Source organism: Roseobacter sp. HKCC-CH-9208, from assembly GCF_037805125.1.
Lineage (GTDB): Bacteria > Pseudomonadota > Alphaproteobacteria > Rhodobacterales > Rhodobacteraceae > M30B80.
Map to the genome: position 1 here is coordinate 1,650,298 of NZ_JBBLYK010000001.1, position 19,894 is coordinate 1,670,191.

The window sequence follows — 19,894 nt, forward strand, 5'->3', positions numbered from 1 at the left end:
GCAACCGTTAGCTATGATTGGATGCTTTGCCAATAAACACTCAAGTTATGAATGAAGATTTGGTAAACAGGCTGGTCCAATCGGCTCAAAGCTTTTGTAGGTAAGTATGAATTCTCGATGACCGAGCTGTTCAGATTTAGTTTGTTGACCGCCTGCGACAGCATATACAAGTTCACTAATCTCTTGTCCTACTTCGTCGATCGTACGATGACCTTCGATAATGTCGCCTGCGTTAATATCCATATCGTCAAATAGGGCACGATAGGTCTCTGGATTGGCACAAATTTTAATGACTGGTGATATTGCAGAGCCTACCACTGAGCCGCGCCCTGTGACGAATAGGGTCATGTGCGCACCAGAGGCTATCATCTCAACGATTTCAGCATTGTCGCTGATGTTCGGGAAGCCAAACCGAACGTCTCCATCCGGTACCACGTCCATTAGATACAGTCCGCCGCATGGAGGGATATCGCCTGGTTTGATAAGGCCGGATATTTGACTACTGCCGGATTTTACATAGGCCCCGAGTGATTTTTCTTCAATTGTGGATAACCCACCTGCGGCATTACCTGCAGCAAAGCTCCCATACCCAAGTGTTTGATAATAACGTTCGGCTTTGAGTACACTTTCTCGTATTGCCTGCCCTAATTCTGGGGTCACTGCGCGTTCTGCCATGATTTCTTCGCAACCGATTAGCTCCCCTGTTTCTTCGAAAATACAGGCTGCGCCTTCGGCTACTAGGAAATCGAATGCGCGTCCAGCGGCAGGATTACCTGATATGCCTGATGTTCCATCTGATCCGCCACAGACCGTCCCGATTACTAGGTCAGAGGGTGCCAACGGTGTGCGCGAAACATTGTCAATTTCTAAAAGTGCGCTTTTTATCCAGTCCTGGCCTAATTTTATTGTCGATTTAGTGCCACCTGCTTTCTGAATTACAAGCGTGCGGACGGGCCTGCCCGATGCTTCTACGGCTGCAGAAACACGCACTTTGTCGAAGCTTTCACATCCCAGAGAAACGAATAGGACTGCACCAACATTGGGATGGGTGCAGAGGCGCTCCATCATTTGCGCAGCATATTCATTAGGAAAGCAACCTGGAAAACCAATTAATTGTACGTCTTGGCCCCGGAACTCTGTCACGATTTCGGATGCTACAAAATGTGCGCATTCCACTAAATACGCTACTAAAACACTGTTTCGTATACCTTTTCTGCCATCTTGTCGCAGCCAGCCTTCAATCATTTTACTCTCCTCAGCTGACGGCATCTGCGTCGTGTAATACAACGCTTGGTGTATAGGCAGAACGTACGTTGTGGACGTGCACATGTTCGCCAGGCGCGATGTCCACTGTAGCTACGCCGATCGGCATGCCATATTTTAAGACTACATCTCCAGACTTGATATGCCTGCAGGCGATCTTGTGAGCCATTGGGATCATTTGAGACAATTGCACCTGGCCTCCATCCATGTCGATCTTTGTGCCCTCATCAGCGTTAATTCTCGCAACAAGTGTGTTGTCATCAGGATGAAGTCGCATAAATGGGCATGCTTTGAGTTCTGTCATAGGTACACTGCCTCTGAAGCTTACACTTATAGAAAGATGAAATAATAAGGTAAGCTTTGTCAAAACTGTTTGAGAACTATGAAGATTACGAATTCTGCAGTAGCATACGGGTTCCGCTGACGAATTCGCTTTTTTCGATCTAGGTGGTCTCTTGGGTACGGTGTCTTGTGTTTTTGGGCTTGGTGATAAAAAATGGCTAATTCTTCCGTTGATAAAAAATCTTGGAACTATAGTCCAAATGAGCCTATTCGATACAATCCGTTGTTTGAGTGGCCTATCGATGTCGCGAAGACGTTCAGATGGATTGTTTTCCGTTGGATCAGCATTTCACGGGCATTGTTTATCGCAATACTAGCGGTTGGAGCTTATCATTACTTAACTCCTAGCCTTGAAGCCTTTCAGGAACCAAGTTCTGAAATTATAGCTTTAACCTATGTTCGTAACTCAGCCATACTATTTTTGGTGGCCGGGTCACTTCATATGTATCTTTATTCTTTAAGGATGCAGGGCGATGACTTTAAATTTTTAAAACGAAAAATGGCCCAAAAAAACAAGTTTTTCAGTTTTAATGACCAGGTGTATGACAATATTTTTTGGAGCCTGGTTAGCGGTGTTACCGTGTGGACGGCATACGAGATTTTGTATTTGAACCTTCTCGCCAATGGCTTGATAAGCGTGATGCCATTCAACGACCACCCTTTACAATTTTTTGCATGGCTTTTGGTGCTGCCAATGGTTCGATCTGGTCATTTTTATTTTATCCATCGGTTGCTGCATCATCCCTTCTTGTACAAGCATGTCCACAGTACCCATCATAGGAACGTGCACACCGGTCCATGGTCTGGCATTTCAATGCATCCAATCGAAAACTTAATTTATCAATCGTCAGTATTGATACATTTTGTGATACCGTCCGAACCCGCTATAGTCTTTGTTCATCTATTTATGACGTCGCTTGGCCCGGCTTTTTCACATTCTGGTTTTGAAAAAATTCTGGCTAAAAAGACGACGTTACTCGACTCGGCGGACTTCCATCATCAGTTACATCATAGGTATTTTGAATGTAACTATGGAACTATGGAGGTTCCATTAGACGTTTGGTTTGGCACAGATCATGACGGCACCAAAGAAGCCACAAATCGTGTCCGTCTAAAAGTTAGCAAAAAGAGCGTGTAGGTCCCTCAAGAGTATTTTGATGCTGGTAAAATGCAGTGACAAATGGTCTTGAGGGAACTCGGTTTTTTAAAGTTACAACGCTTGAGGGCAGCTATTCTGTGATACTGCTAAGAGCTCCTGTTTTCTGAGAAATTATGGATTTGAAATGGGGCCAAGTTGCATTGACCTCATTTAACGTCGTTCCAAAACCTCTTTGATTGCCTCGGCCGTCACGCTGACGACAGTATCAGCTTCCTCGCGGCTGAGGCATAGCGGTGGCGCATAGCCAATGATATCGCCCTGTGGCATGGCCCGTGCAATCACCCCGCGCCGCGCCATTTCGGCGACAATCTGGGGGGTAATCTTTTTGGCGGGGTCAAAGAAGGTGCGAGTGTCGCGATCCTCGACCAATTCCACCGCGCAGAGCATGCCATCACCGCGCACCTCGCCCACATGGGCATGCTCGGAAAGGGCGGTGCGCATGGCTTGGTTGAAATAGGCGCCCGTGTCACGGGCATTCTCAACCAAATTCAGGCTGTCCAAAAGTTTGAGATTGGCAACACCTGCCGCCGCGCCGATGGGGTGGGCGGAATATGTCCAACCATGCCCCAAGGGGCCGAATTCATCGGTGCCATCCTCAAGAACCTTCCAAACTTTGTTGGAAATAATGGATCCTGAGAGCGGCGCATAGGCCGAGGTTAGGCCCTTGGCGATGGTCATGATGTCTGGTGTGATGCCATAATGGGGCGAGCCAAACATTGATCCCATGCGGCCAAAGCCCGTGACCACTTCATCTGCAATCAACAAGATGTCATGCTTTTGCAGAACGGGTTGGATTGCCTCCCAATACCCTGCCGGCGGCGGTACAATCCCGCCTGTTCCCAGCAAGGGTTCTGCGATAAAGGCCGCGATAGTGTCTGCACCTGCGCGGGCGATCAGCTCCTCAAGATCAGCCGCGCATTTGGCAGAGAATTCCGCCTCGGAGAGGCTGAGGTCATCACGGCGGAAGTAATAAGGGCTGGTTGTGTGCAAGACCGCATCAAGAGGCAGGTCAAATTTTTGATGGAACAGGCTCAACCCTGTCAGGGATCCCGACATCAGGCCTGAGCCGTGATAGCCGCGCCAGCGCGAGATGATCTTTTTCTTCTGCGGCAACCCACGGATATTGTTGTAATACCAAACCAGTTTGATGTTGGTTTCATTGGCATCCGATCCACCAAGCCCGAAATAGACCTTTGACATATGGTCGGGCGCACGATCCATGACCATCTGCGCAAGCGTGATTGAGGCTTCAGTGCCATGGCCTACATAGGCGTGGTAATATGCCAATTCGCGGGCTTGCTCGGCAATGGCCTCGGCCACTTCTTGACGGCCATAGCCGATATTCACGCAGTAAAGCCCAGCAAATGCGTCCAAAAAACGATTTCCATCGCGGTCGGTGATGTGACAGCCGCTTGCGGTTTGCACGATCCGATTGGGGCTTTCGCCGCGGGCGTGCTGCGCAAGATGTGTTGAAGGGTGCATGAAGCTGTCGCGATCCCATTTCGACAGCTGATCATTGGTAAGCATCGGCTTTGTCCTTTGTCATGTGGTTTGGCACGTTTGCCGCAAGCCTAAGAGAAAATCCGTCCCAGTGCCATGCCTTGCGGCGAAGTCATGGATCACAGACCCGACACTGTGATTGGCGCAAGCGACGTTTTTGGTGCAAGCAATGACGCGAAGCGGGAAGCGGTGGGCGGTGAATTATCGAAAACTTGGCCCACCAACAGGAGGCGGCAGATGGTTTCTCGCATTCATAACTTTCCAACCCAAGAATATCAGGCGCGTATTGCGCGCACGCGCGCCGAGATGGCCGCGCGAAATTTGGATTTCATCATTGTAACTGACCCGTCCAATATGGCGTGGTTGACGGGCTATGACGGTTGGTCATTTTACGTCCATCAAGCGGTGCTCTTGGGCCATAAAGGCGAGCCGATTTGGTGGGGCCGCGCGATGGATGGATTGGGTGCTTTACGCACAGTCTGGATGTCAGATGACGCTGTGGTTGGCTATGATGACACCTATGTGCAAAACCCCGAAAAACACCCGCATGAAACCCTTGCGAGCCTGATCCATGATCATGGTGGCCTGCGAGGGCGCATTGGCGTTGAGATGGATAATTACTATTTCTCTGCTGCTGCCTATGCGGCTCTAGTGAAGGGGCTGCCTGATGCTGAATTTGTGGACAGCACAGGTTTGGTCAATTGGCAACGCGCGGTGAAATCCGAGCAGGAAATCACCTATATGCGCCGCGCTGCAAAGATTGTGGAGCGGATGCACGAAGTCATCCGTGAAACGGCTGAGCCCGGCATGCCGAAAAACGCTCTTGTGGCCGAGATTAGCCGCACAGGCATTTTGGGTGCGGATGGTCATTGGGGCGATTATCCCGCCATCGTGCCCCTGACCCCCTCAGGTGTGGATGCCACGGCCCCGCATCTGACATGGGATGACAAACCTATGGCTGCGGGCGAAGCGACCTTTTTTGAAATCGCAGGCTGTTATCGCCGCTATCATTGCCCTCAATCGCGAACCCTATTCTTGGGCGAGCCGCCTGAAAAATATCGCCGTGCCGAAGAGGCGGTGGTCGAGGCAATCCATGCAGGCCTTGAACAAGCGAAGCCAGGGAATTTCTGTGAAGATATTGCGAATGCCTTTAACAAAAAGCTCAATGAAATGGGGTTCGAGAAAGACAGTCGTTGTGGCTACGCGATTGGTCTAAGCTATCCGCCTGACTGGGGCGAGCGCACGATGAGCTTTCGGCGCGGGGATCGTTCCGTTCTTAAACCAGGAATGACCTTCCATTTCATGCCTGCTTTGTGGTTGGATGATGGCGGGCTTGAAATCACTGAGCCGATCCTAATCACCGAGACAGGTGTTGAATGCCTGTCTAACTTGCCACGCGAGGTATTTGTGAAATGACCCCAACCATTGCCCTTGATGGCATGGGCAAGGCGCATGGCCATTTGCGCCTATCCCATAGCCGCGATGACAGCGCATGGGGCCATGTTATGATTCCGATATGCGTCATCGGCAATGGGGATGGCCCGACCGTTTTGTTGACGGGCGGCAATCACGGGGATGAGTATGAAGGGCCGATTGCCCTGCATGATTTGGCCTATTCGCTTGAGGCCTCTGATGTCGCGGGGCGGGTCATCATTCTGCCGCAGATGAATACGCCCGCCTTTTTGGCGGCAAGCCGCACATCGCCGATTGATCAAGGTAATATGAACCGCGCCTTTCCTGGAAATGCGCGGGGCACGGTCACACAGAAAATCGCAGCATATCTCAACGATGAACTCCTGCCGTGGGTTGATGCGGTTTTGGATTTCCACTCAGGCGGCAAGACGTTGGATTTTCTGCCCTTTGCCGCTAGCCATGTCTTGCCCGATGCGGCCCAAGATCAGGCTTGTGCGCAGGCCGCCCGCGCCTTTGGCGCACCATATACTGTTAAAATGCTTGAGATTGATGACACAGGTATGTTTGACGGCGCGGTTGAGCGCGCAGGGAAAACCTTCGTGACGACCGAGCTTGGTGGCGCAGGGATGGCGCGTGCGGAAACAGTCGCGATCGCCAAGCGCGGGGTGCGCAATTTTTTGGTTCATTTGGGCGTTTTGCAGGGCAAGGTAGAACAGGCACCAAGCAGCCTGTTAGATATGCCTGATGCGGATTGTTTTACCTTTGCCGAGATGAATGGGCTTTATGAACCCGTTGTTGATTTGGGCGCGCGCCTGCGCGCGGGCGATCTTGTCGCCCGTATTTGGCCTGTTGAGGCCACAGGCAAACCCCCGCTCGGCCTTCTGGCCAAGCGTGATGGTTTGCTCGTGGCTCGCCACGCACCAGGCCTGATTAAATCAGGGGATTGTGCAGCGGTTTTGGCTGTCGAGTTGGGCGCTGCCTAATCTGCGCCCTCAACCTTGTGCAGGTCTTGCATGAGCACGGGATCGACCCCGCGCTGGGTAATTCGTAAGCCGTGTAAGAGAGCCATAGCGCGAACTCACGCCCTTTGCGGATGTCTTGACGATTTTCGCCATCCTTGAAAGTGCGTGCGATCACTTCGCAGGCTTTTAGCACTACGCCGATCACATCGGACACGCCCACTTCGGGCCATTCTTTTGCAAGTTTTGGCGCAATCGCTGAAATCTGATGTTTCAGTCATAAGCAAAGCCAAAACTGCCTCAAGCAGTTCTTCATCTTCCATGGACATGTTGGGTTTTCCCGTACCAATTAATTATGGCCAGAGTCTCCGAGCCGTATCCCGACAGGCTTCCCCTGCGGGCGCTCTGGTGCTGCACATGCCGTGCCAAGATGAATAAAAAAAACCCAAAATTTGAAAAACACTTTCCATGAATTTTGGTTAACTTCTCCGAAGTGGTGTTTTTGCCGTGGAAGGGGGGCATCTTGGGCGTTAGGGTGAGCCCATGTCTGCGTTGACCTTCTCTTCCGATCAGGCCGAGGCCTTTGATAGTATTGCCGCCATGTTGGCGGGGCATGGTGTGGACATTGAAGCCGAGACGATCACCCCAATCTCAGATGGCCAATCAGGCGTTCTGGCGATTACGGGAAAAGCGGGCTCTGGGAAAACGATGCTACTATCGGCCTTGGTAAAAGGTCTTGAGACCGCCGGGGTCGACCTGATCACAGGTGATTTCGAGCCACGCCGCCGAAAAGACCGCAGGTCTGCTGCAATCCTTGCCCCCACCAATAAAGCCGCAAGCGTTTTGCGCATGCGTGGGGTGCCAGCCACAACGATCCACCGTATTCTGTATACGCCTGTTTATGACCCTGAATTTGAAAAGGTCGCAGAATGGCTTACAGGGCAGGGGGAAAGGCCGCAGATTGAAGCCCTGAGTGATGAGGCGCTCGAGCGCGCGCGCCTGACCTATGAAACGCATAAATCGGTTCCTGCAGCCTTGGCAGCGGCGGGGTTGCGGGGATCAGATTTCATCACAGGCTGGAAACGGCGAGAGGAGCCGTTGGATATCGGTCTGGTCGATGAGGCCAGCATGTTGGATGATAAGCAATTCACGGATTTGCGCGAGATATTTCCCGCGCTTGTTCTGTTCGGCGATCCTGCCCAATTGGCGCCCGTGGGGCAGTCAGGCAAAATGGTGTTCGAGCAGATCAATCAAAAAGCGGTTTTTTCCTTGGGCCGTATCCATCGCCAAGATGCAGATAACCCGATCCTTGATCTGGCCCATGCCTTGGGGGATCCCGCGCTTGAGTTCGAGCAATTTGAACGGATGATTGAGCAGGCGGCCGCGCGGGATGAGCGCGTGGTTGTTTCGCCGCGCGCTGATAGTGATTTGATGGCCCGCAGCCCCGTTTTGGTTTGGCGCAATACCACAAGGGTGCGATTGATCACGGGCTTCCGATCGGTGCATTGCGTGCCCTCTGATGCGCTATTGCCAGGCGAACCTCTGATTTGTGATGGGATTGAATTGCCGCTGAAGCATCGCAAGAAGCGCATTGATCTTGAGGCCCGCGGTTTGATTAAGGGGGCGCAGGTTGTCTATGTTGGGCCAGGCTCGAAACCTGGGTTTTCGCGCTTGCATGTCATAGGGGCCGAGGCGCCGCGCCTTTCGGCCGCCTCTATCGTGAAAATTGAACTGCCCGATGAGGAGGAACCATTCATCCCCTATGCCGCCCATATGGGCGCTGCGTTTTTGCATGGGGCTGCGGTGACGATCCATAAGGCACAAGGCAGCCAATGGCCCGATGTGCAGGTCTTTGCCCCTGATCTTTACGCGGCAAGCCGCATGGGCCGTGTCGAAGCGAGCCAACCTTTGTGGAAACGCTTGGCCTATGTGGCGATTACGCGGGCTGAGAACCGCTTGATTTGGGTGACGCGCTATATGCTGTCAAAACCCAAAAGCCCGCTTGGGGTCAGTGATCTGGAGGTGCCAAGCGCTCCTTTGGTCTTAGCTGCCCAATTAGGCCCGGATCATGCGGAATAGAGCGGAGACAAGCCACCCCACGGCAATGGCGATGAAGAGCGCCAAAAACCCGTAAAGCAGCGGCTGTTCATTTGCGAGACGATAGGCTGCGCGCTCAATCCCGACTTTTTGAACGGCAATCGTGTTTTCATGTGCACTGATGACGCGCCCTTCACGGGTCAGGAAAATGCGCACCAAGTAATCCCCCTCAACCAAATTTGCGGGCAGGGTGATAGAGGTCGAAAATAGGGTATCTTCCCGCAGATCGACACTGTTTTCATTAATCTGATAGAGGCCTTCTTCGGCGCGCAGACGGGCTAGGGCTTCGAGGAACCCACTGGTATGATCTGCTCCGCCAGCGGCATTGCGAAACGCACGCGGCAGAGAGATGCTATAAAGCACATCAGAAACACTGCTAATCGCGTCACGATAGGGGGCGCTGGTGGCGACAGCATAAAATGTTGGCGCAGCATCGATATGCGCAAAGGCGCGGTTGATCCAAATCCCGCCAAAGCGTTCCTTACGCCGCATTGTGACAGGGCGGCTTGGGCCTGCGACAGTCACCACGACCTCAAGGTCTGTATTGCGTGCAATGGGCGCTTCGCGCCGCACAGCGCCAAAAATCAAAATTTCCGAACCAGAGAAATTGGTCGTAATCGAGATGCTGTCTTGGCTGAACCCAGCGACCACATCTTCGGCCCAGACCGGCAGCAGCGTGGACAGATAAACCAAGACTGCGACAAGCATTCTCATAGTCCCACCCCCGCTTGGTAGGATATGGAATAGAGCTCGGCGGGTTCGACCAAGAGATCAAAAGCCAATTTTGCACAGACGATCAAGACGAGGCTCGCCAATAAAATCCGCAATTGCTCGGCCCGTAATTTTGTGCCGATTTGCGTTCCGATTTGCGCGCCAATCGCGCCGCCGACCAAAAGAACAATCGCCAAAAAAATATCGACCGTGCGGTTCGTTGCGGCATGCATCACAGTGGCAAAGCCAGTGACAAAAATAATCTGGAACAGGGATGTGCCAACCACAACTTTGGTGGGCATTCCCAGGAGATAGATCATGACAGGCACCATGATGAACCCGCCACCGACCCCCATGATGGCCGCCAAAAGCCCGACAAACGCCCCTGCAACAAGTGGGGGGATTACAGAAATATACAGCCCCGAAACACGGAATTTCATTTTGAAGGGCAGGGCGTGAACCCAGTTATGTTTGCGCCGCTTTGGGGCTGTGCCATGGCGACTTCTGCGCAAGGCGCGTAGGCTTTCGACAAACATCATGCTGCCGATGATGCCCAAGAACACCACATAGGAAATCTGCACCACCAGATCGACCTGACCCATGGCGCGCAAAATCGCGAAAAGCTGCACACCTGCGCCTGCGCCGATCAAGCCGCCAATCAGCAAAACCGCACCCATGCGCAAATCAACTGTGCGCCGCTTGAGATGGGCCATCACGCCTGAAACGGATGACGCCACGACCTGACTGGCGGATGTGGCAACCGCCACAGCGGGGGGGATGCCGATGAAAAACAGCAAAGGCGTGATCAAAAAGCCGCCGCCGACCCCGAACATACCTGACAATATGCCAACCAATCCGCCAATCCCGAGAATGGCAAAAGCGTCAACACTGACTTCGGCGATGGGCAGATAGATTTGCATAAGGGGGGCCGTTCATCACTCTTATCCCGTTACAGCACAGGCAGACAGTCGGGAAAAGTTAAATTTCTTTAACCATTTTTGAGATAGTGCCGCAAAAGGCTTTCGAATTTCTGTGCTCCCAAGGGGGCCATGGCCTTTGTATGCTCATGGCTGATGGCTTCATCAGAGAGGCCTGCTGCCATGTTTGTGATGACCGATATCGCCGCAACCTCAAGACCTAAAAAGCGACATAAGATGACTTCGGGCACAGTGGACATTCCCACCGCATCTGCGCCAAGGGTGCGGATTGCGCGGATTTCGGCTGGCGTCTCGAAGGAAGGGCCAGAATACCACGCATAGACCCCTTCGCGAAGGCGGATGCCCTTTTCCTCTGCGGCATGGCGCAAGTCTGCACGCATCGCAGTACTATAAGCATTTTTCATCGGAACAAATCGGGCATCGTCTTCGATACCGATAAGTGGGTTTAGTCCTGAAAAATTGATGTGATCGTTTATTAACATTAAGTCTCCGGGAAGAGATTCTGAACTTAACGATCCCGCCGCGTTGGTGATTATAATCCTCTTGCCACCGAGTTTCTTGAAAGTTTCTAACGGTGTGCGCATTGCATCTGCTTTGCCTTGTTCATAGTAGTGACTTCGGCCATTAAAAATTAAAACTCTGCGACCTTCCAATTCTCCTATAACAAGTTCAGATTTGTGACCTGAAACCTTAGAAATTGGAAAATTTAAAAGATCAGAGTAGGGTATCTTGTGTCCCTGAACTAAATCTAAAAGATGGCCCATTCCTGACCCTAAGATTACACCTATATCGGGTGGCATAGTTCCCGTAATTGACTGAATTTTTGAGATATTATCCATTTTTTAACTGCAATAATTTCATTTATAGTTTGCGTTTGGTGGAGAACAAATAGTCAAATCACATTTTGAGTGGTTGGCTATTCTTTCTGGTACGGTTTTCCTATTGCGCCAGGAGGCCGTGCATGTCCGATTATACCTGCGACGACGACTATAGTTGCTAAGTAAGGTGCCATCGCAAGAAATTCAGATGGTATTGGAGTATTCAGCAGCGCAAGTTTTTGTTGAAGACTATCGGCAAAGCCAAAAACGAGTGCAGCTGACAATGCACCTACAGGATGCCAACGTCCAAATATCATCGCCGCCAAGCCGATGAAGCCACGGCCGCCGGTCATCCCTTCATCAAATCGTCCAACTGAACCGAGCGTGAACCAAGCCCCGCCAAAGCCAGCGACTGCGCCGGCCAACACAACGTGGAAATACCTCGTACGAATTACGTTTATACCTAAGGTGTCTGCCGCTTTCGGATGTTCGCCCACTGCTCGAGCCCTAAGGCCATTGCGCGTGTAGAAAAGATAATAGGTGGTGATTGCAACTAAAATTAGTGCGCCATAAACAAATATATTTTGGGAAAAAATTACTGGTCCGATTATAGGTATATCGCTTAGTAATGGGATTTTTATTGCCCTAAATACTGGCGCGTTGTTCAGATGTCTGTATTCGGAAAAAACCTGCGAGGATACGTATGAGGTAAGTCCAAGCACTAATAGGTTTATGACCACTCCGGCAATAATTTGATCCATACGGAAAGTGATAACTAACGTTGCGAGGATAAAGCCAAAGCTTCCACCAATGATTATTGCACTAATCATTCCGCCCCAGCCACCGAACAATGATCCTGCCAGTGCACCCGTGAATGCGCCCGCAAGTAGCATTCCCTCGATAGCAATATTGATCACTGCAACTCTTTCTGAAAGAAGGCCCGCAAGTGCACCTAATGCTATTGGTACGGCCCTCACTACGGTAGCTTGCAGCATTCCTGTGAGATTAAGACTTTTATCAGCAGTGGCCCAAACCAGAAAAGCGGCGACTGTTATCAGAAAGCCAAATCCTAAAGAAAGCGCGATCCATCGGCCACCTCCCTTCAAAAATTGCCGCACACCAATAAATGCGAGGATCATTGAAGCCACAGTGTTAAATGGTCCACCGGATAGAACTAAGTCTTTCAAAGGTAGGGCATCGTTTGGCCGCGATAGTTTGAAAGTTGCATACGATCCATCTGGTACATTCAAAAAGAACAGAACAATCGCGGAAAGCGTTAAAAGGATTATCCCACTCGTTTGAGATCTATTTATTTTTTTATGATTAAAAATATCGGAAATCCTCATGATGTTCTCTTATTTTTTGAGAATGCCCATGGAGTAATCGTACGAATAATTAAGGGTGCAGCGATAAACACAACAACCAATGCTTGGATTATACTAATTAGATCGATTGAAACTCCTGCATCAATTTGCATTTGGCGGCCGCCTGCTTCAAGTCCCCCAAACAATATCCCCGCGAATAAAATTCCAATTGGATGGCTACGACCTAAGAGCGCCACCGCGATTGCATCAAATCCAATACCCGCGGAAAAACCAGGACTGGCGCGTTCTAAAACGCCCGAAATTTGCACTGCGCCAGCAAGGCCGGCTAATCCTCCGGCTATTGCCATGGAGCCTATAATTACCATCTTGGGGTTCATGCCCGCGTAAAGCGCTGCATGCGAGTTCTCTCCGTTTGTACGAATGGCAAAACCCATTTTTGATTTTCTTATTAACCACCACAGTAGGATGACAGCCCCTAGCATCAAAAAAACACCTACATGAAGGCGTAGATTTGGATCTATCCAGTCTAGTAATTTTGGTAATTGTCCATTGTCTGGGACCGACTTAGATATTGGATCCGAGCGACCATCTTTTTGTATGAATGGTTGGCGTAATGCATAGTCAAGGATCCGATAGCTTATTAAATTCAACATAATTGTAAGAATTACTTCGTGCGCGCCTGTGACAGCACGCAACACCCCCGCAATTCCCGCGTAGGCTGCTCCTGCCAAGGATCCCACAATTAACGTAAAAGTAACTAAAACGATTGTTGGCAGATCTGAGAAAGTAAAACTAAAGATTACTGCTAGTAGGCCACCGATAATTATCTGGCCTTCTGCTCCGATGTTGAATAATCCCGCTCGGAAGCCTAAGCCAATCCCCAAACCTGCTAATATTAACGGTATCGCGGCGGTAAAAGTTTCAGAAATTGCATTAATTGATCCAAATGCACCGTATCCCAATGCAGAAAAACTTCTACCAATAGTATCAATATCAACTCCGGTTGCAGTCATTATAAGCGCGCCAATTAGGAGCGCAGTTGCTATAGCTATGATCGGCAAAACTATGGCGTCTCGGTAAGCGCCTTGCTGTAGCATTAGTAAATCAGCGGCAGTTTTTCGAAAAGTTGATTTAGTGATCATTGTAAATTTCTTCTGTCGAACCTGCCATCGCTAGTCCAATTTGGTTTCGCTTGGGTTTTGCATCTGTATTGTCAAATTCTGCAACAATAGAGCCATCATACATGACAAGTATCCGGTCAGATAAAGATATGATTTCGTCTAACTCAGATGAAACAAGTAACACACCATTTCCATCATCACGGCTCTGGACGAGGCGGCTGTGGATATACTCTATCGAGCCAACATCAACGCCTCTCGTCGGTTGTGCAGCAATGACGATTTTTGGTTTGCGGCCTAGTTCTCTTGCAACAACCATTTTTTGTTGATTGCCGCCAGACAAGCTCTTGCCATTAAGTTCAACTGACGGTGTCCGCACATCGAATTCTTCACACAATAGTTCTGCAATCGACCTAGCTTTTTTCCAATTTATTGTGATAAAATTAGAGATAATATTTTCGTAGTAATTATTGATAATAATATTTTCTGTGATTGAAAAGTTTTCAACCATTCCAAATTTATGACGGTCTTCTGGAATGTGGGCCATACCTGCTATATGGCGCTGGCGTGCATTAGCTTTCGTAATATCTAGTTCGCCCAAAAACATTTCACCTGCGTAGTTTTTTCTTAATCCTGTAATGACTTCTATTAATTCTGTCTGGCCATTCCCCTGAATACCGGCAACACCTACTATTTCTCCAGCGTTAATACTGAAATTTATATTTTTTAGAACTCGTTCGTTATCTTTTGTATAGAGCTCGACATTATCGAGCTTTAAAATAGGGTGGCCTATTTTTGACTTTATTTTATTTACAGTAAAAGACACCTGTCGCCCGACCATCATCTCTGCAAGCTTTTCTTTGGTAAGTCTTTTAGGATTTCCTTCGCCTGTAATACGCCCATGCCTCAGCACTGTAACACGATCGGCGATTTCTTTGATTTCGTGTAATTTATGAGTAATAAATACTATCGCCTTACCTGACGCTTTAAGGGCCCTTACTATTGAAAAAAAGTCTTCTACTTCACCTGGTGTCAGGACCGCAGTTGGCTCGTCAAAAATAATTACATTAGCTTCTCGAAATAAAACTTTTATAATTTCAACTTTCTGTTGTATCCCAACTGGAAGATCTTCGATAATGGCATCTGGGGGAACTGATAGGCCATATTCAGAGCTAATTTTATTAACTAGAGTGCGAGCCTTTGATAAATCTAAATAGTCAGCTGTCTTAACTGGCTCAACTCCAAGAACTACATTTTCAGCGACTGAAAATATTGGTACCAGCATAAAATGCTGATGAACCATCCCTATTCCTGCAGAGATACTGTCTCCAGGGCCTCGAAAATTTACTTCAATGCCATCGATTAGTAATTTTCCTTCATCGGGCGCATAAAGCCCAGAAAGGATGTTCATAAGCGTGGATTTTCCAGCGCCATTTTCACCAAGTAAGCCCAGCACTTCGCCCGCTTTGATTTGCAGGTTAATTTGATCGTTCGCAATTACAGAACCAAACCGTTTTGTAATGCCTTTTAATTCTATGTCCATTATCATAGACCCTTAAGGATCCCTCCCCCGAACTTATCAGGGGAGGGATTAGGTTTTTAAGGCCCTACCGAAATCGAGCCGTCAATTATTCCGGCACGAACCGCGTCAATTTCCGCCTTTAATTCAGAGGGGACGGCACTCTCAAAGTTATGATATGGTGCGATCCCGACTCCGTTGTTAGCTAAAGTGCCAACGGTAAGGCCTCCTTCAAAAGATCCATCCATAGCTGCGTTGATAACTGCTTCAACAGTACTATCCATACGCTTGAGGACTGAAGTTAGGTATACATCAGCACGTTCTGGATCAGTAGCAACTAAATCGGCGTCCACGCCGATAATTTTCAAACTGTCGGAACCTAGTTCTGCCGCTAGTGCAGCCGAGCCCAAGCCAACGGGACCAGCTACTGGCATTACAATATCGGCACCTTCATCATATAGGTTTTGTGCAAATGCACGGCCGTCATCCAAGCTATCGAAGTTATTCGTAAATAGGCCTTCCTGTGAACTTGGGTTCCAGCCAAGAACTGCTACGGATGTACCGTGTTGTTCATTATAATAGTCAACGCCATATACAAGGCCATTCATGAAGGCTGTCACAGGAGGTATGTTTAAACCCCCAAATGTGCCGATAGTACCTGTTTCTGTCATTCCTGCGGCCAGGTATCCAGCTAAAAACGCGGCTTCGTCAGTCGCGAAAACTTGCCCAAGGACGTTTGGAATTGTGGGATCATATGCAAAATCCACAATTGAGAATTTTTGATTAGGGTTTGCAGTGGCCGCATTAGCGGTGGCTTCTCCCATCAGGAAACCTACTGTAACAATTATATCGCATGATCCATCCATCAATGCGTTGAGATTAGCTGCGTAGTCAGTTTCTGATTGGGACTCTAAAAATCTTCCTTCGATCCCTCTATTGGCAATCGCGTTTTCAACCCCATGCCAAGCTGTTTGGTTGAAGCTAGCGTCATCAATTCCGCCAACGTCAGTAACTTGGCATGCAGTGAATGCATTGGCTGATGCAGTGCATAAGAGCGTGAAGCCTATTGCAAGGCTAGTTTGTTTTACAAATTTCATTTTAACCTCCATGTTTGTGATCTGAACCTAGGGAATGGGCCTGGTGGTTACGAGATCTATGCCAAATCGTTTTTTATTGGGTAGTCTACTGGCAGGAGAGGATATTGGAAAAAAAATAAAACTTTCACAATGATTTTGGATCAATCGGCGATTTTTAATTTGTATCTAGAGTTTTTGCTAACATTATCGCATCGCTGCACTTGCCATTTTTGTACTGATAATAGCCTTTGCGAAATCCAATTTCGTTGAAACCAAAAGAGGTGTAGAGCGCCCGGCCAATACTGTTTTTGTTGTCCACTTCCAAAAAAATCTCTTTAATTTGAGCCTCCTTAGCTATTGAGATTAGTCTAGAAAGCAGAGCTTTTCCGTGACCCTTTCCCTGATGGTTTGGGTCAATTGCAATGGTTAAGATTTCAGCCTCTGGTGGCACGATCCGAAGAACGGCAAAGCCGTGATCATGATGGCTGATGGTCATATTGTGCGCCACAAGCAACTCTTCAAAATCCTTGCGCGTCCATGCGCCGCCTTGGTTAAAGGCGCGGGCGTGTAATTCGGCCATTTGTGCAGCGGTGCGGGTCACAGCAAACGCGGCCCATATTCGCGCGCAGGGGCTGCATCTGCCGCGCGCAAGTAAAGCGGCGAAGGGCGCGGCAGCGGCATATCTGTAGCTTGTTTGGCCTCGGCGATATGGGCGATTGCTGTGGCGATCATGACAGGTGGGGCGACATGGGTTAGCCCATAAGCATCGGCAATTTGCGGCCCCAAACTTCCTGTGACCTGCTGAGCCAGTTCACGAGCGGAGAGCGTGTTCAGGGTGACAAGCCGCGCTTCATCTGCGCGGCCCTGATCATCAAAGCTTTGCAGATAGGCCTCATCGCGGCGGGCATCTTCGATCACGCTGAGGGGGCCTTTGATCCCATAACGGCGCGCTTCAAAAATTGAGACACCAATCGCAGGTCGCGCCAAGGCCAGTGCAAGACCACGGGCGGCTGAGACGGAAATACGTAGGCCTGTGAAATTGCCCGGCCCGATGCCAACACCAATGGCACCCAAGTCTGCGGCTGTTTTACCTGCTTCTGCGAAAATCTCATCTACCAAAGGCATCAGGCGTTCCGCCTGACCTTTCGCCATTGGTTCAAACCGCGCAGCAAGGACTGTGCCCCCGTCTACCAAAGCGGCCGCGCAATGCGCGGCCGATGTATCTATCCCTAAGCAAAGCAAAGGGGATTAGACCGTGACAGGGCGCACTTCCACCACTTCGGGGATGTAATGGCGCAACAGATTTTCAATACCCATTTTCAGGGTCAAGGTTGATGAGGGGCAGCCCGCGCAGGCCCCTTGCATATGCAGATACACCACCCCACGATCAAAGCCGTGAAAGGTAATGTCGCCGCCATCTTGCGCCACAGCAGGGCGCACACGGGTGTCGAGCAATTCTTTGATCTGACCCACGATCTCGGCATCCTCGCCGCTGTGGTCAGCATGGCCCCCTGCGGCGGGCCCCTCATCCCCCATCACGGGCGCGCCAGACTGGAAATGCTCCATAATCGCGCCGAGAAGGGCAGGCTTGATATGATCCCATTCGATTGTATCGGCCTTGGTCACAGTCACGAAATCGGTGCCAAAAAATACCGCCGTTACGCCATCAACCGCAAAAATGCGCGCGGCAAGTGGCGATTTATCCGCCGTCTCGCGCGATGGAAAATCGGCTGTGCCCATGTCCAGAACGGTTTGCCCTGGCAAAAACTTCAGCGTGGCTGGGTTCGGGGTGGATTCCGTTTGAATAAACATTGGGCTTTCTCCTGCGCGCAAGCATGAGCCTGATATGATATGGCACCCCCGATAAGTCAAGTTTTAGAATAGTTCTAAAACTTAGCAATCAGGTGATTTGCTCAAGCTGTTCTTTGGTCAACTCACCTGGAACAATGGTGATCGGCGCAGGCAAACTGCCGGCCTGTTTCGTCAATTGAGTGACCAATGGGCCAGGCCCACCCTTGCCCGATCCTGCCCCAAGAACCAACACACCAATATTGGGATCATCGTGAATATGGGCGAGAATTTCTTGGACAGGTTCCCCTTCACGGATGGCGAGACTGGGATCAATCCCCTGTCGGTCGCGCATCCATTTTGCAAACACTTCGAAATGTGCCTCGATCCGTTCCCGCGCTTCGGCGCGCATCAAATCGCCAATGCCGATCCAGTGTTGGAATTCCTCAGGTGGGATGATGGAGAGGATTTCAACCGCGCCCTTGGTGTTGGCTGCGCGCATCGCGGCAAAGCGCATCGCGTTAAGACATTCACGCGTGTCGTCTAGAACCACCAGAAACTTACGCATATTTTCATCCCCTCTCACCGTATCAAAGGATGCGCATTTGCACGCGCCATTTCAACAACAAACGCGTGATGCCTTATGAGGCCGCCTCGCTGCGCGCCCAATCCCAATAGAGATCGCGCGCTTTCTGGCTGATGGGCCCGATCTCATAGGAGATCTCGTCAAAGGCGCTGACGGGGGTGATTTTTTGCAAGTTCCCCGTCAAAAATACCTCATCGGCGCGGCGGAAATCATCAAAACTGAGCACGGTTTCAACCACCGTGATGCCATTTTCGCGCATGTTTTTGATATGGCGCGCGCGTGTTATGCCTGCCAAAAATGTGCCATTTGGAATTGGCGTATAGACCACGCCATCGCGCACCATAAAGACATTTGCGGTGGCGGTTTCCGCAACATTCCCCATCGCATCGGCCACAAGTGCGTTGTCAAAACCCTTGGTTTTCGCCTCAAGAAGCATCCGCGCATTGTTGGGGTATAGGCAGCCTGCTTTTGCGTTGACCACATTATCCGCCAAGACGGGGCGGCGGAAGGATGTGGTGGTCAGGCGCACGGTTTTCTTGGGGTCGGGCATTGGGATTTCTTCAAGGCTGATCGCAAATCCTGTTGCGCCCGCCTTTGGCAATATCCCCAATTCGCCCCCATCAAGCGCCCAATACATGGGGCGAATATATACGGCGGCATCCGCGGGATAGCGCGCCAATCCTTCCCAAATGATTTCAAACATGGCCTTTGGGCTATGGCTTGGCGTGATCATCAACGCCTCAGCAGATCTGTTGACCCTTGCGCAATGCGCCATCAAGTCTGGCACGAGCCCGTCCACATAGCGCGCGCCGTCAAACACATTGGAGCCAAGCCAAGCGCCATGATCAGCGGCGCGGATGACAGGGATATCCCCATCATGCCACGCGCCGTTGAAATAGGTTTTTATATTGCTGCCAGTTGCCATGAGTGATCCTCCTCATGGCTACCTATAGGCCGCTTCAGCCCGTTGGGCCAGTTGCAAAGCCCAATTGATATTCCATCGCTGATGACGCGGGTTTTGGGCCAGCTTTCGGATCTTGAGCAGGCTTTGCCGCCTGTGGTGCTGCGCCCAATTTGGGCGACTGCGGTGTTTCATTCTTCGATATCGTAGTCATGTCGAACCTCCGTTTCGTGTGAACCGTCGACCGAAATCAGCCAACGGAGGTTGAGGGCGCAAAAGCGCCCTGCCTTAGGATGCGTGCAAACCTTAACATCGGTATGACAAAGAAAGTGTTAAGCGCGGCACTATTCTTGCCGCGTTTGCAAAATATACGCCGCAATG

The 19,894-nt window shown here is 50.2% G+C and carries 20 protein-coding genes; 4 read left to right on the plus strand and 16 right to left on the minus strand.

The features are described from left to right. Window positions 1-45: 45 nt before the first annotated feature. Together AAC621_RS08310 and AAC621_RS08315 are read right to left on the minus strand one after the other, a co-directional pair. Window positions 46-1,245, minus strand: coding sequence for a UxaA family hydrolase (locus AAC621_RS08310; RefSeq protein WP_340254211.1), 1,200 nt, complete (start codon window positions 1,243-1,245; stop codon window positions 46-48). Between the two features lie 10 nt (window positions 1,246-1,255). Continuing rightward, entirely contained in the window at window positions 1,256-1,567 is a 312-nt protein-coding gene (locus tag AAC621_RS08315; RefSeq protein ID WP_340254214.1) for a UxaA family hydrolase, read from the minus strand. A gap of 192 nt (window positions 1,568-1,759) precedes the next feature. Here AAC621_RS08315 and AAC621_RS08320 point away from each other — a divergent pair, with 192 nt between their 5' ends. Continuing rightward, entirely contained in the window at window positions 1,760-2,743 is a 984-nt protein-coding gene (locus AAC621_RS08320) for a sterol desaturase family protein (protein ID WP_340254217.1), read from the plus strand. 171 nt (window positions 2,744-2,914) lie between these two features. On the opposite strand, the gene AAC621_RS08325 is transcribed toward AAC621_RS08320, so the two are convergent. After that, window positions 2,915-4,291 carry an aspartate aminotransferase family protein gene (locus AAC621_RS08325; protein WP_340254219.1) on the minus strand — a complete coding sequence of 459 codons (1,377 nt, stop codon included), beginning with the start codon at window positions 4,289-4,291 and terminating at the stop codon, window positions 2,915-2,917. Between the two features lie 210 nt (window positions 4,292-4,501). Between AAC621_RS08325 and doeA the strand changes: the two genes are divergently transcribed. From doeA to AAC621_RS08340, 3 genes are all read left to right on the plus strand, one after another. Further along, entirely contained in the window at window positions 4,502-5,680 is a 1,179-nt protein-coding gene (doeA, locus tag AAC621_RS08330) for an ectoine hydrolase DoeA (protein WP_340244512.1), read from the plus strand. Then, the gene (gene doeB, locus AAC621_RS08335) at window positions 5,677-6,660 is read left to right on the plus strand and encodes a N(2)-acetyl-L-2,4-diaminobutanoate deacetylase DoeB (RefSeq protein ID WP_340254222.1); all 984 of its coding nucleotides are present in this window, start codon (window positions 5,677-5,679) and stop codon (window positions 6,658-6,660) included. Before doeA ends, doeB begins: the two co-directional genes overlap by 4 nt. A 519-nt stretch (window positions 6,661-7,179) precedes the next feature. Continuing rightward, window positions 7,180-8,715 carry an ATP-dependent DNA helicase gene (locus AAC621_RS08340; protein WP_340254224.1) on the plus strand — a complete coding sequence of 512 codons (1,536 nt, stop codon included), beginning with the start codon at window positions 7,180-7,182 and terminating at the stop codon, window positions 8,713-8,715. Here the strand turns inward: AAC621_RS08340 and AAC621_RS08345 are convergent. The 13 genes from AAC621_RS08345 to AAC621_RS08405 form a co-directional block, all read right to left on the minus strand. Next, window positions 8,692-9,441 carry a TIGR02186 family protein gene (locus AAC621_RS08345; RefSeq protein ID WP_340254227.1) on the minus strand — a complete coding sequence of 250 codons (750 nt, stop codon included), beginning with the start codon at window positions 9,439-9,441 and terminating at the stop codon, window positions 8,692-8,694. The two genes, AAC621_RS08340 and AAC621_RS08345, sit on opposite strands and share 24 nt — an antisense overlap. Window positions 9,442-9,443: 2 nt before the next feature. Further along, on the minus strand, window positions 9,444-10,364 hold the full coding sequence (locus AAC621_RS08350; protein WP_340254230.1) for a sulfite exporter TauE/SafE family protein: 921 nt from the start codon (window positions 10,362-10,364) through the stop codon (window positions 9,444-9,446). Between the two features lie 68 nt (window positions 10,365-10,432). Then, a complete protein-coding gene (locus AAC621_RS08355; protein ID WP_340254233.1) occupies window positions 10,433-11,221 on the minus strand; it encodes a purine-nucleoside phosphorylase in 789 nt (262 codons plus the stop codon). 77 nt (window positions 11,222-11,298) lie between these two features. Beyond that, complete coding sequence (locus tag AAC621_RS08360) at window positions 11,299-12,546, minus strand: ABC transporter permease (RefSeq protein ID WP_340254236.1); 1,248 nt, start codon at window positions 12,544-12,546, stop codon at window positions 11,299-11,301. Further along, entirely contained in the window at window positions 12,543-13,667 is a 1,125-nt protein-coding gene (locus AAC621_RS08365; protein ID WP_340254238.1) for an ABC transporter permease, read from the minus strand. Before AAC621_RS08365 ends, AAC621_RS08360 begins: the two co-directional genes overlap by 4 nt. Then, on the minus strand, window positions 13,657-15,186 hold the full coding sequence (locus tag AAC621_RS08370; RefSeq protein ID WP_340254240.1) for an ABC transporter ATP-binding protein: 1,530 nt from the start codon (window positions 15,184-15,186) through the stop codon (window positions 13,657-13,659). Before AAC621_RS08370 ends, AAC621_RS08365 begins: the two co-directional genes overlap by 11 nt. A 56-nt stretch (window positions 15,187-15,242) precedes the next feature. Beyond that, a complete protein-coding gene (locus AAC621_RS08375; RefSeq protein ID WP_340254243.1) occupies window positions 15,243-16,259 on the minus strand; it encodes a BMP family lipoprotein in 1,017 nt (338 codons plus the stop codon). 154 nt (window positions 16,260-16,413) lie between these two features. Further along, window positions 16,414-16,839: a ribosomal protein S18-alanine N-acetyltransferase gene (gene rimI, locus AAC621_RS08380; protein ID WP_340254246.1), complete on the minus strand. Its 426-nt coding sequence runs from the start codon at window positions 16,837-16,839 to the stop codon at window positions 16,414-16,416. Further along, window positions 16,836-17,480: a tRNA (adenosine(37)-N6)-threonylcarbamoyltransferase complex dimerization subunit type 1 TsaB gene (gene tsaB / locus AAC621_RS08385; RefSeq protein ID WP_340254249.1), complete on the minus strand. Its 645-nt coding sequence runs from the start codon at window positions 17,478-17,480 to the stop codon at window positions 16,836-16,838. The genes rimI and tsaB overlap by 4 nt, the downstream gene beginning before the upstream one ends. A gap of 6 nt (window positions 17,481-17,486) precedes the next feature. Beyond that, window positions 17,487-18,050 (minus strand): NifU family protein, encoded by a 564-nt coding sequence (locus AAC621_RS08390; protein ID WP_317655688.1) that lies wholly within the window; start codon window positions 18,048-18,050, stop codon window positions 17,487-17,489. Window positions 18,051-18,138: 88 nt separating this feature from the next. Beyond that, window positions 18,139-18,594 (minus strand): universal stress protein, encoded by a 456-nt coding sequence (locus AAC621_RS08395; RefSeq protein ID WP_317655687.1) that lies wholly within the window; start codon window positions 18,592-18,594, stop codon window positions 18,139-18,141. Between the two features lie 73 nt (window positions 18,595-18,667). Beyond that, window positions 18,668-19,537, minus strand: coding sequence for a branched-chain amino acid aminotransferase (locus tag AAC621_RS08400; RefSeq protein WP_340254252.1), 870 nt, complete (start codon window positions 19,535-19,537; stop codon window positions 18,668-18,670). Window positions 19,538-19,571: 34 nt separating this feature from the next. Continuing rightward, window positions 19,572-19,727: a hypothetical protein gene (locus AAC621_RS08405; protein ID WP_340254255.1), complete on the minus strand. Its 156-nt coding sequence runs from the start codon at window positions 19,725-19,727 to the stop codon at window positions 19,572-19,574. Between the last annotated feature and the right edge of the window lie 167 nt (window positions 19,728-19,894).

What these genes read in the sequence shown, in the direction of transcription:
- AAC621_RS08360 (WP_340254236.1), bottom strand. Translation starts at nt 12,546, where the DNA reads ATGAGGATTTCCGATATTTTTAATCATAAAAAAATAAATAGATCTCAA.
- AAC621_RS08405 (WP_340254255.1), bottom strand. Translation starts at nt 19,727, where the DNA reads ATGACTACGATATCGAAGAATGAAACACCGCAGTCGCCCAAATTGGGC.
- AAC621_RS08345 (WP_340254227.1), bottom strand. Translation starts at nt 9,441, where the DNA reads ATGCTTGTCGCAGTCTTGGTTTATCTGTCCACGCTGCTGCCGGTCTGG.
- AAC621_RS08320 (WP_340254217.1), top strand. Translation starts at nt 1,760, where the DNA reads ATGGCTAATTCTTCCGTTGATAAAAAATCTTGGAACTATAGTCCAAAT.
- AAC621_RS08355 (WP_340254233.1), bottom strand. Translation starts at nt 11,221, where the DNA reads ATGGATAATATCTCAAAAATTCAGTCAATTACGGGAACTATGCCACCC.
- AAC621_RS08400 (WP_340254252.1), bottom strand. Translation starts at nt 19,537, where the DNA reads ATGGCAACTGGCAGCAATATAAAAACCTATTTCAACGGCGCGTGGCAT.
- AAC621_RS08395 (WP_317655687.1), bottom strand. Translation starts at nt 18,594, where the DNA reads ATGCGTAAGTTTCTGGTGGTTCTAGACGACACGCGTGAATGTCTTAAC.
- AAC621_RS08365 (WP_340254238.1), bottom strand. Translation starts at nt 13,667, where the DNA reads ATGATCACTAAATCAACTTTTCGAAAAACTGCCGCTGATTTACTAATG.
- AAC621_RS08350 (WP_340254230.1), bottom strand. Translation starts at nt 10,364, where the DNA reads ATGCAAATCTATCTGCCCATCGCCGAAGTCAGTGTTGACGCTTTTGCC.
- doeB (WP_340254222.1), top strand. Translation starts at nt 5,677, where the DNA reads ATGACCCCAACCATTGCCCTTGATGGCATGGGCAAGGCGCATGGCCAT.
- AAC621_RS08375 (WP_340254243.1), bottom strand. Translation starts at nt 16,259, where the DNA reads ATGAAATTTGTAAAACAAACTAGCCTTGCAATAGGCTTCACGCTCTTA.
- AAC621_RS08325 (WP_340254219.1), bottom strand. Translation starts at nt 4,291, where the DNA reads ATGCTTACCAATGATCAGCTGTCGAAATGGGATCGCGACAGCTTCATG.
- AAC621_RS08310 (WP_340254211.1), bottom strand. Translation starts at nt 1,245, where the DNA reads ATGATTGAAGGCTGGCTGCGACAAGATGGCAGAAAAGGTATACGAAAC.
- AAC621_RS08390 (WP_317655688.1), bottom strand. Translation starts at nt 18,050, where the DNA reads ATGTTTATTCAAACGGAATCCACCCCGAACCCAGCCACGCTGAAGTTT.
- AAC621_RS08340 (WP_340254224.1), top strand. Translation starts at nt 7,180, where the DNA reads ATGTCTGCGTTGACCTTCTCTTCCGATCAGGCCGAGGCCTTTGATAGT.
- AAC621_RS08370 (WP_340254240.1), bottom strand. Translation starts at nt 15,186, where the DNA reads ATGGACATAGAATTAAAAGGCATTACAAAACGGTTTGGTTCTGTAATT.
- doeA (WP_340244512.1), top strand. Translation starts at nt 4,502, where the DNA reads ATGGTTTCTCGCATTCATAACTTTCCAACCCAAGAATATCAGGCGCGT.
- AAC621_RS08315 (WP_340254214.1), bottom strand. Translation starts at nt 1,567, where the DNA reads ATGACAGAACTCAAAGCATGCCCATTTATGCGACTTCATCCTGATGAC.